Annotated in this window: 7 protein-coding genes and 2 pseudogenes; 8 read left to right on the top strand and 1 reads right to left on the bottom strand. The window is 41.8% G+C overall.

The features are described 5' to 3' along the window. Positions 1 to 334 precede the first annotated feature (334 nt). The 5 genes from A3712_RS18450 (at position 335) to A3712_RS18430 (ending at position 8,416) form a co-directional block, all read left to right on the top strand. Positions 335 to 2,443, top strand: a complete 2,109-nt coding sequence (locus A3712_RS18450) for an LruC domain-containing protein (protein WP_063524619.1) — start codon at positions 335 to 337, stop codon at positions 2,441 to 2,443. 12 nt (positions 2,444 to 2,455) lie between these two features. After that, complete coding sequence (locus A3712_RS18445) at positions 2,456 to 2,935, top strand: hypothetical protein (RefSeq protein WP_063524618.1); 480 nt, start codon at positions 2,456 to 2,458, stop codon at positions 2,933 to 2,935. Between the two features lie 699 nt (positions 2,936 to 3,634). Further along, on the top strand, positions 3,635 to 4,729 hold the full coding sequence (locus A3712_RS18440; RefSeq protein ID WP_063524617.1) for a methyl-accepting chemotaxis protein: 1,095 nt from the start codon (positions 3,635 to 3,637) through the stop codon (positions 4,727 to 4,729). Positions 4,730 to 5,436: 707 nt separating this feature from the next. Further along, complete coding sequence (locus tag A3712_RS18435) at positions 5,437 to 6,993, top strand: M85 family metallopeptidase (protein WP_063524616.1); 1,557 nt, start codon at positions 5,437 to 5,439, stop codon at positions 6,991 to 6,993. Positions 6,994 to 7,312: 319 nt separating this feature from the next. After that, positions 7,313 to 8,416 (top strand): flavin monoamine oxidase family protein, encoded by a 1,104-nt coding sequence (locus A3712_RS18430; RefSeq protein WP_063524615.1) that lies wholly within the window; start codon positions 7,313 to 7,315, stop codon positions 8,414 to 8,416. Between the two features lie 105 nt (positions 8,417 to 8,521). Here the strand turns inward: A3712_RS18430 and A3712_RS18425 are convergent. Then, a pseudogene (locus A3712_RS18425) lies at positions 8,522 to 8,776 on the bottom strand (Cys/Met metabolism pyridoxal-phosphate-dependent enzyme); the annotation flags it as partial. Positions 8,777 to 8,809: 33 nt separating this feature from the next. Here A3712_RS18425 and A3712_RS28925 point away from each other — a divergent pair. The 3 genes and pseudogenes from A3712_RS28925 (at position 8,810) to A3712_RS18415 (ending at position 9,655) form a co-directional block, all read left to right on the top strand. Further along, on the top strand, positions 8,810 to 8,974 hold the full coding sequence (locus tag A3712_RS28925) for an AraC family transcriptional regulator (RefSeq protein ID WP_157618802.1): 165 nt from the start codon (positions 8,810 to 8,812) through the stop codon (positions 8,972 to 8,974). A gap of 146 nt (positions 8,975 to 9,120) precedes the next feature. Beyond that, positions 9,121 to 9,351 (top strand): annotated as a pseudogene (locus tag A3712_RS18420) (hypothetical protein). Positions 9,352 to 9,358: 7 nt separating this feature from the next. After that, a complete protein-coding gene (locus A3712_RS18415) occupies positions 9,359 to 9,655 on the top strand; it encodes a hypothetical protein (protein ID WP_063524613.1) in 297 nt (98 codons plus the stop codon). Positions 9,656 to 10,210: the final 555 nt, after the last annotated feature.

The following is a 10,210-nucleotide window of genomic DNA, read 5'->3' as shown; positions in this document are numbered from 1 at the left end:
GTCTTACAGTTAAAGCATGTATATATGAATAATACTTTTAGTTTTTGGGTCTATCTAATTTAATAATAAAACGGAACAGTTGAATGATTCTAAAAAAGATAACATTTATCCTTTACTAATCTAACAACCGTTACCAATGAGCGAACATGGGCTTTGGCTCAAGAGTTGTGGAAACGTAGCATGCGTTAATCCACTCCTTTTTTGACTATCATTATGACAATTGCGATACCCCTAAAAAATACAGTATATAAAACATGAAGTAATAACTGGCATAGAAGTTTCATACTCACTTAGACAACCCCATAGATGCTTAGACAAATAAAAGGGACCTAGCATGAAACGACTATTGGTTATAGCAGCAGGACTGACAGCAAGTTCAGTGAGTATGGCAGGACCATTTACGTCTTGCCCAAGTGATGCTTACCTAATACAAGGTAAGCCAGCCTCAGTGTATTCCGTTGACTTAGTGACAGGTAACAACAACTTAGAGACAGCAAGTATTGGCTTGGGACAGTCTGGTTTTAATGCGGCAGGTTTCAGTGAGAACGACGGATACCTATATGGCTACGACAGCACTGGCTCTAGGGTTTTGAGGATGGGCAGTGATTTTCTAGCATCAGAGGTAACTGTCTCAAATTTGCCTAATTACAGTTTCATCGCCGGTGATGTCTATGACGACTATCTCTATTTCTACAACAAAACCAAAGGTATCTTCAAAATTAACTTAGCCCCCTTAGCGTCGAACTCCTCTGCAAGCTTAACCATGCAAACAGTCAAAACTTACAACAGCACCAAAGCCAACCACGCAGATATCGCAATCCACCCAAATAACGGAAAAATTTACGGTATCGACAATAATACCGGTGATTTGTTCGAATACCTTCGTTCGGACGGAACTAGAACGAATTTAGGTGATACCGGGTTGGGAGGAAATAGCTTTGGTGCACTTTATTTTGACGGCGCCGGCTACCTTTACGCCGCCAGTAATAGTTCCGGTAATATCTACAGAGTCGACTTAACTGACCCGACAAACATAACGAATGTTAACGGTGTTTTTTTTGCAAATGGTCCGGCATCCGGTTCAAATGATGGTGCACGATGCGCTAGTGCAGACGCGGTTCCAACTAACTCTAACATTGATTTTGGTGATGCCCCTGACACTTACAGTACTACGTTGGCGTCAAATGGTCCCCGACATGACATAGATGGCGTGACTTATCTGGGTAGCATCTCTCCTGATGGTGATTCTGGGGCTCTTACAGACGATAATGCCGTTGGTACAGCCGATGAAGATGGCATCGGTTTCGTCGCAGCCCTAGATCCTGGATTAAGTTCAGTTATTGAGGTAACGGCGTCCTCATCTGGTTACTTATCTGCTTGGTTTGATTGGAACCGAGACGGTGACTTTGAGGATGCGGGAGAGCAAGTCTTCACTGACACGCTGCTCAATGCTGGTAGCAACTCTCTACCATTCATCGTCTCTCAGTCTGCTACAGCAGGGACAAGCTGGAGCCGTTTTCGTTTCAGTCAGCAAACAGGGCTTAGCTACAACGGTGGTTCAACGTCTGGTGAGGTAGAAGACCACCCCATTACCATCACTGCAAATGGCTACGCCGTTGAGTATTTCCCAAGTGTTGACGACTATGCTTCCGTCGCCTTTGAGGACAACTGGCCGTACACGGCAGATTATGACATGAACGACGTCATAGTTGATCTCCAAATTACTGAAACCACATTGGCCACTCATGTTGAAATTATAAAAATTTCAGGGAAGCTAGTGTCCTATGGGGCAACGTATCAAAATGGCTTTGCTATTCGACTGCCAGGCATAACACGAAGCAGCATTGAATCAACGTTGACTACGTTGAAGTTTGATGGTGTTGAACAACCCTCTAACGGCTTAGAAAGCATATCCGATGAAGCAATATTTATCATCGGTGAAGACATGAGTGTGCACGCAAACAATAGTAGCGGCTGTACTTTCTTTAGAACCGAAACGGGCTGTGATACGAGTGCCTCTTTGTTTAGCTTTACCTTAGAGGTCTATTTTACCGAAGGCTCTGATCGCTCATCAATTACCGACATGCCGTACGACCCATTCATATTTGCGACACCAAACACTTATCACGGCGAAGGGCTCCCATTCCACCCAGGCAGAACTTGGGAGGTTCACCTCCCAGGACAAGCACCTACAGAGCAATTTGATACAAGCTTGTATGGTATTGGTGTCGATGCCAGCTTAAACGGTTCAAACAACTACTTTAAAACTGCAACATACCTTCCGTGGGCGCTACTAATAATGGAAGATTGGGAGTGGCCACTTGAATACATTGATATCGTTGACGCTTATCCAGAGTTCCAAGCTTGGGCTGAATCAGGGGGTGTCACAGATGAGAATTGGCACCAATCACCAGCAGCCGGCAAAACCTATAATCTTCCATAGAGAGAAAATATTATGAAATACTTATTAATAGTTCTGACAGGAGTTTTGCTTACTGCATGTGGGGGTGGTTCTGGAGGTGATAGCTCTGGCGCTAACACTCCAGATGCGAGCAGTGATGTTAGTCCCCCCCCAACAGCTGAGCCGATATTAGCATCACAAGAACACAATCCAACAATGCAGGATTTAGTGATTCCGGATGGGTTTAACTATGATCCAGTAAAGACTGGTTCACTGGATGTCGATATTAGTGATTTTTCTTCACAACGCGCGCATTTAAGCTTGTATAAGCAATACCAAGAAGAAAGTTCGGGACACTATAAAGCGGATTATCAAAGCAAAGTGGTCTCTGTTCCTCTAGATAGTGGTAAGGCGAAGTTTGACTTTAACATGTCTGATAGCCAGAAGAGTTTACTGGTTGAAATTTGGTTTTACGATGGAACCGATCCTATAAGACGCGTTATTTCACCAAACGAGCAGACCTTTACATATTGACGCTCCACGATAGTCAATAGCGCCCTTTTGTCCTTGAAAGTCGCATTGTTCCTTCGAATATGCGACTTTCTTTATACAAGCACTAGAAGTACAAAAAAGCCAACACTAACCAAAATACAATAGAAATAGCACAGTACTTTCATCGATTTAAAGGCTTCATTGTGTCCCACCTGGCCATGGGAGGCGATCTCCAACTGTATTGGATGTTTTGTATCACACTCAAACAACAAAACCGTTGTCATGATAATAAACAGATATGATTAACATCAAGGGAGAAAGAATGCTCAACACTCCTTTTATTCCAAGAAACGAACAAAGCTGTTCTCTATCAATCTGCTCACTATTAAGCTTTCAAAATAAGCATTGAGTCAAAGTGAAAACTTAACTCTATGTATGCTCATGTCTTTGAGCAAGTTATCGTAAAATAACAACTCGCAGAGCGGAAGCCCTAATGGTAACTAGTATGAAGTCTAAGTCTTTAAGTTGGATTCCAAGTAAATCGGGATCAATATTAGTACAAGTGACTGTAAATAATTTCTACTAATCAGATCACCTAATCAAGCTATTTAGACTAACAACATTGTATTATTTTGTTACAATCTCGCAGATTTTTATTATCTTTAAAAACAGTAAGTTATCAACAAAATCAATATTATCAGCATCGACAATAAATTTTAAATTTATACATACAGGTATTTTATGTTTGGAATAAAAACAATAAAACTAGAAAACCAATCACTTAAAAAACAACTCGCCGAACTAAAAAAGAAGCATCAATCTGATATTAATGCTCTAGAAATGAAACTAAATAAGTCACAAGACCTTGCTCAATTGACACATCAACAACATCACAACAGCAGTGAGATGATGTCCAATTGCTTGAAAGGTGGAGATATGCTCAAAACCATTCAAAAAGAGATGGTTGAAAGTGCGAAATCGATGGCTCATGAAAACCAAGAGCTTCAACAGCTGGATGATATGTTTAAACAAACACATCAAGCATTGGTGCGCCTAGACAACCGAGCAATTAAGATCAGCGATCAGGCGTCTCAAAGCATTCAATCTGTCGATATATTGGATCATACCGCTGGCGCTATTTCTAACCTTGTATCGACTATCCAAGAGATTTCAGACCAAACTAACCTCTTAGCATTAAACGCTGCTATTGAAGCTGCGCGCGCAGGTGAGGCTGGACGCGGATTTGCAGTCGTCGCTGACGAAGTAAGAACCCTTGCGGGTAAGGCCAGTGAAGCTAGCGAAAAAATTGACTCATTAGTCAAGCAAGTTTTGGGGCAAGTAAACGCGATAAAGACTTCAATTGGGGAGAACCAAGTTTGCGCTGAAGAAGTGTCAGCATCTTCCGCGCAAATAAGCTCTATTGTTAACGAAGTGGTTGTGAAGTCGGAAAACATGAAGCAAGTGATTCATATTGCTTCTACTCGTGCATTCTTGGATTCGGTCAAACTCGACCACGCTATCTGGAAAAATAACACCTACCGTCTACTCCAAAGTGGTTCATTCACTGAAACCATCAATACTCACTCAGAGTGTCGCTTAGGACAATGGTATTATCGCGGTGATGGTAAAGCTTACAATCATTTGAGAAGCTATCAATTGCTTGAAGAGCCACACAAACAGGTACATGACAATGGTCGAAAAGCCATGAGTCAAGCAGCCTCGGGGGATACAAAAGGCGTAATCACAGCGGTTCAAGCAATGGAAGAGGCGAGTATCCAAGTCGTGTTCCAAATTGATCGTTTAATGAATGAAATTATAGAAACTGAATCAATGTAGTTTTTGTCGAGCCAACATATACCGACCAGACCAGAGAGCCAACTAGTAGGTCAATTCCAAGCATCTTGATATCTTCAAATTTTATTCGTGGCACCCTATAGTTGTAGAGTGCCGCTAAATAATTGGATTTATGAGTAAAAGTTGGTATTCCCCTACGATCAACCTTCTACTTTGTACCACTAGCGGCATTGTGTTGTTTCTTGGTTTAGTAGTTTTATTTAATCAAACAACTGCTGTAATTACCGTACTGATGACAATGTCAGCCGCTTTAATCTTTAGACTTGACTCTTCGAACCCAAAGCATTGAACTCGTTTTGCTATTGCCGCGACCACATGGGGTTTAACTCAAGCTGTCAGCTCTCTGCTACTTATCAGTGGGTTAACTTTTTTAGTTACCTTTGGCTCCTGAGTTGCTTTACTTGCAAGCGCTGCAATCAATGGCTCCCTTTAGAGTCGCCTGGCATGTCTAGCCGAAATATAGATTTCGGCGATACCGCAACCATTCGGAAAGATCAATGAGAACTCTGCGTGTTTGTGCTCAACCGAACATTTCCCTTTACGGAATATACGAGAATTAAGTGAATATTCCTTTACAATCTTTTAAGTTCGATTGACTCGTAGTGTAAGCCCATTTTTGCACTTCAACACTTGATTTAGCTTTCGATAAGTAAATAATATAACTCCACCCAATATGCGTTGAGTTTAACATGCTTAAGTATCCAGTATTACTTGCAACCCTGATATTAACTGTTGTTACCCCAAGAGATGCATTTGCTGAAAGTGAAAAGCCCGAGCGTGACAGTGATGATTATGCTAACTATGTCGTCATCACTGGTATGCAGCAACCTCTAACACGCACTCAAAGAGCAGCTATTTCTTCAGCAATAACACAATCGGTCGTTTCTAGCTATGGAAGTATTATCGATCGCCATACAGCAGCTTCAATAGAATACACATTAATAGATGCGCTATTTAATTCGCCAACATTTCAACATGCTATTTCTTTTGGTCTTCATAATAACGAAGAAAATGTAGGGCAAATTCTCTTCACCAATGAATACGAGGTTAATGAAGAGCGCGAAGGAGATTTTTCCGATATTGATGAAGTAGAAATTGACGATATCGAAGATTCTGATGCTGACCAAGTGCCAATTATTGCAAGCCATGAAGCTCGCGAGAACGACTATGGTACACCTGTCGTGAATATAGGCGTCGCACCTAGCATCCATTCAAGCGACTACCCATGGTGGCAAGAAGCATTAATTCATGAGGTAATTCATCATATTACAGGTTCATCTGACACCGATAGTCTGAGCAGACATGGTCCTACCGAGATTTTAGCTCAAAATGTGGCAAATGAGCTTAATTGGCCAATCCCCACTTTCTCAGGATATGGAGATCCCTCCAGAATACAAGCATTAAAAGAAAGAAACTTTTCGGCTTTAATTCAAACCATTAATAGACACCCTTCAGAGGCATCTGCATTACTGCAAAGAATATCGATTATCGCAAGAGGCTCAAAGGCTTCTACGAGTTTTAGTTTACTCACTTCGTTCTGCTCATCAATGAATGTCGACTTACCCGATCGCCCTAACTTTGATGACGACGACTTTAGTATGGGGGCTGCTTTCTTTACAGGCGCTAGCGCAAGTAACTCAGGCCAATGCAGTTTTGATGTGAAGGATCGAGCTAAACCGATAAGTGATTCTATTCACTTTGAAGGAGGACAGTCTCTTATTAAGAGGGATCTGATCAACCTGAACTTGTCTGTCGCAAAACTTGCATTTTTAAGAGCTAAAAATGGCGGCGGCTTTTACAATAAAGACTGGGCGTCCTGGAAGTCGTGGTATAAAGCGTCCGCTTGGAAGCATCTATTGGGATTTGGTTTGTATGGATACGGTCAGGAACAAGCTCAGGGTAATGACATCTACAATCCATATGGAATTCGATTTAACGATGGTTCATTTTCCATTGGCGTCGTAGGAAGAGACATAAACAACGGTACCAGGAGTGATAATTTTACCACTCTCGCGGGCACTAACTGGCACACAATTAGATACGCTGGTCAGATGTTTTTTGATCTAAATGGCAGGCCCGTCGCACTCGTTATAACGGACCCTTTAACTGGAGGACTTGGTTCTGGTTGGTCATTTGTCTATACCAACGGACAGTGGCAGTACGAGTCACAAGATGATTGGGATGAACGCCTGCTCAATCACTCAGTGTTATCAATGGATAGTGATGCCCCCCAATTTTCTTTATAAATTCCCTCAGATGCAACAAAGACAAAAGCAGCAGAATCACTTTCTGCTGCCTTAAAGCTTCCAACAATCCTTATAAGAACAAGCTAGCTTAAACGTAATTATTAACGCTCGTTAGCTTTTGCAATAGCTAGCGCATAAGCTACATAGAATCTCATTTCGACACTTTAAAGCCGTCGAAATGTGTCCTTTCATAAGAAGTTCATATCAAGAATATTTCAAATAGAAAACTTCACTTTTACCTACCTACTGATAGGTATTGCCATCGAATTTAAAAAAGCCTAAACTACCTACCGATAGATAGGTAAATACAAGGCAAGCAATGAAATACGATTTTATTATAATAGGAGGCGGATTAAGCGGCCTCTACACAGCAGCATACCTAGAAAAAACTGGTTATAGCTACTTATTACTAGAAGCTAGAGAAAGGCTCGGCGGTAGAGTCCTATCATCTTCGAGCTTGACTGCAACAAGTCCAAGTGACCAATTTGATCTTGGCCCTTCTTGGTTTTGGCCCCAAATAAATCAGCGAGTTATGAGACTTGTCGATAGCCTATCACTACCAATCATAGAACAATACGAAACGGGCGACATGATGCTAGAGCAGGCGGGAGGTAAGGGGGTTCGCAAAGTACCTAATCAATTCTTTTCCGCACCTCAGTCCATGAGAGTTTCTGGGGGTATAGCACAATTAACCATGGGCGTTGCTGCACTTCTTAACCAAGATAACATTAAGTGTGGGCATCAATTACAAGGAGTTAATCATACTGAGAGCCAAGGATTTGCACTAGATGTTCTCCACCAAAAAAAGGCCATACGCTTAGAAAGTGAAAACATTATTCTTGCGCTTCCTCACCGTTTAATTGCAAATAACATTCGCTTTTCCCCTGCACTTCCAACAAAAGCACTCGAAGCTCTGAAAAGAGCACCCACATGGATGGCCGCCCATGCGAAATTCTTCGCACTTTATGATAAACCGTTCTGGCGGAAGAATGGATTATCAGGGTACGCAAATAGTCAAATTGGCCCACTGGTGGAAATTCATGATGCGAGTGCTGAAAATGGGCATGCTGCTCTATTCGGGTTTATAGGTTTCAATGCCGAAACACGAATGAAGCTAGGTACTGCACAATTAAAAACCATGGCGGTTGAACAGCTTTCAAGGATCTATGGTCCAGAAGCTTACAACACCACCGAAGTGAAGCTGTTAGACTGGTCAAAAGAAATTTACACAGCCGTTGAAGAGGATCAATTGCCCCCTTCCACTCATCCTCAATATGGGTTGCATGCTTCTTTAGAACGACTAGAAAAACAGGGCATTTATTTTGCAGGTACTGAATCTGCAAAAGAGTTTGGAGGATTTATCGAAGGTGCCTTAGAAGCGGCAGAGCGTGTAATTCAAGAGATTGCTACACGGAAAAACTAGATTACTGATATAAATATTTGATAAATCTAAAGCGCCCTCATTTTATTAAATAAAGAGGGCGCTTTCTCATCATTTTGAGTCGCTTTCGCGGAATTCTAACCGCCTTTACTGACTCAGCTGACTGAACTTAGGCAGACTCTTCACAAACCTTTGGTGCACGTCCATATAAGTTTGCATATAGATCTCGTCGATGTGCTCGTTACTTGGGAAGCTCGATGAGAAATCAAAATGTTTGCGGTCAATCGATAACTTAGCGGCTTCGATTATGTGTGCAATGCACATGCGAGGATCTTCTAAACCAACCGAGATACGCACCGTCGTTGGCTTGATTCCCGCCTCATAGAGTGCCTCTTTCAACAACAGTTTAAGCTTTCTGTTCACTAGTATTGGCAGGTGATACGCCTACAACACGTTCAATGGCGATTAATCCATTCCAAACATTGCTTGATACAACTGACGGATGAGATCGGCGTAAAAGAAACCAGCTACTTATGCAAGATTTTCCGAAAAAGATTTGGAATGACTCCGTCCCAATGCCATCGTAATTCGGTTAAGTAATACTATTGAGATTGGCTTTTAGGTATTTGATTACTGTATTCACACTAGTTTCTTATGATTAAAATGCCGCATGGTAAAAACAATCAAATTATAAATACTTGCGGCCTTTGCCACAGTGACTCTCCATTTAAACGAAAAGACTGACTATGAATTTTGATATTAACGCACTGAAACACCATCAACTGGTCGAAGATGGTCAACTAGAAGGGTGTTACATTCATCAGCCTGTAAAGGTTAGCCTGCCAGACGATAAAGCGATTTTAGCAAAGCGCCAAGCATTGGAAATGCCAAGGGTATAAGGTGGGAAAAGCAAGACAACAACCTTTGCCGAGGCTATGCAAGAGCTTGCGAATAAGATAGGCCACCAGCCGAAATAATCAACGAATGGATACTTCGAAAATCAAACCCACATCAGATCTTCTCACGCCATATGTTGAGTATATCTGGGACTTGCAACTAACTGAGCCGAGCCAACAGTTTGCTTTGCTGCTTCCTAATCTCTCTGCCAATGCCATTCTGTCTCCTTCGGAAGACAAGCATGTTTGTCGAAAGAACGGATTCGAATTTGAGGTTCTAGTTGGACATTGGTTCTCTGCATACACTGAAGAGCTTTATGTTGATGATGTGCATCCGGGCCGACGATTAGGAGTGAAGTTTTTTACTGATGGTGTTTTGGGATAAGGTTTGATGCGAGCGGAGAGCGTGAATCAGAAGCTCATTCAACCTCTCCCTTCCTGTTTTCAATAGCAAGATGAAAGCAATTGTCCGGAAACAACAGTCCAGATTATAGAGTCACAGCTGCGATCTTTTCCCTCCATTGATGATCAAAGAATATGGAAAAGTGTTCATGAGGCTCGCTTGCACATCAACGAAGGCAAAAGCCTCGATTTGTTGCCGATGTCTAGACGCACATTGGAACGACAGTTAAAGAAAGTAATTGGCGTTACACCCAAACGTTACTTAAGCGAGAAGCATCTTTCTATTGATCTATATGGTGACTTTAGTCATGTTATTGTTAAATTTTTACAAAACCACTAAGGGTAGATTAGCCTTATAGTTACTAGCGGGTTATGAAAGATGAAAACTAGACAAGCAAATTTGAGTGATGTTCACTCATTGAAAGTTCTATCCAAGCATGCTGCCAGCGCGGACTACACAAGTTTCATGGGTAAGGAAATGGTCAATGGCTACCTATCAAGTGGTACTAGTGAGATGAAATTGACAAGCATATTGGCA

This window comes from Vibrio sp. HI00D65 (assembly GCF_001635455.1).
Classification (GTDB): Bacteria; Pseudomonadota; Gammaproteobacteria; order Enterobacterales; family Vibrionaceae; genus Vibrio.
The sequence above is the reverse complement of the archived record's forward strand: the minus strand, read 5'-3'. Positions and strand labels throughout refer to the sequence as shown.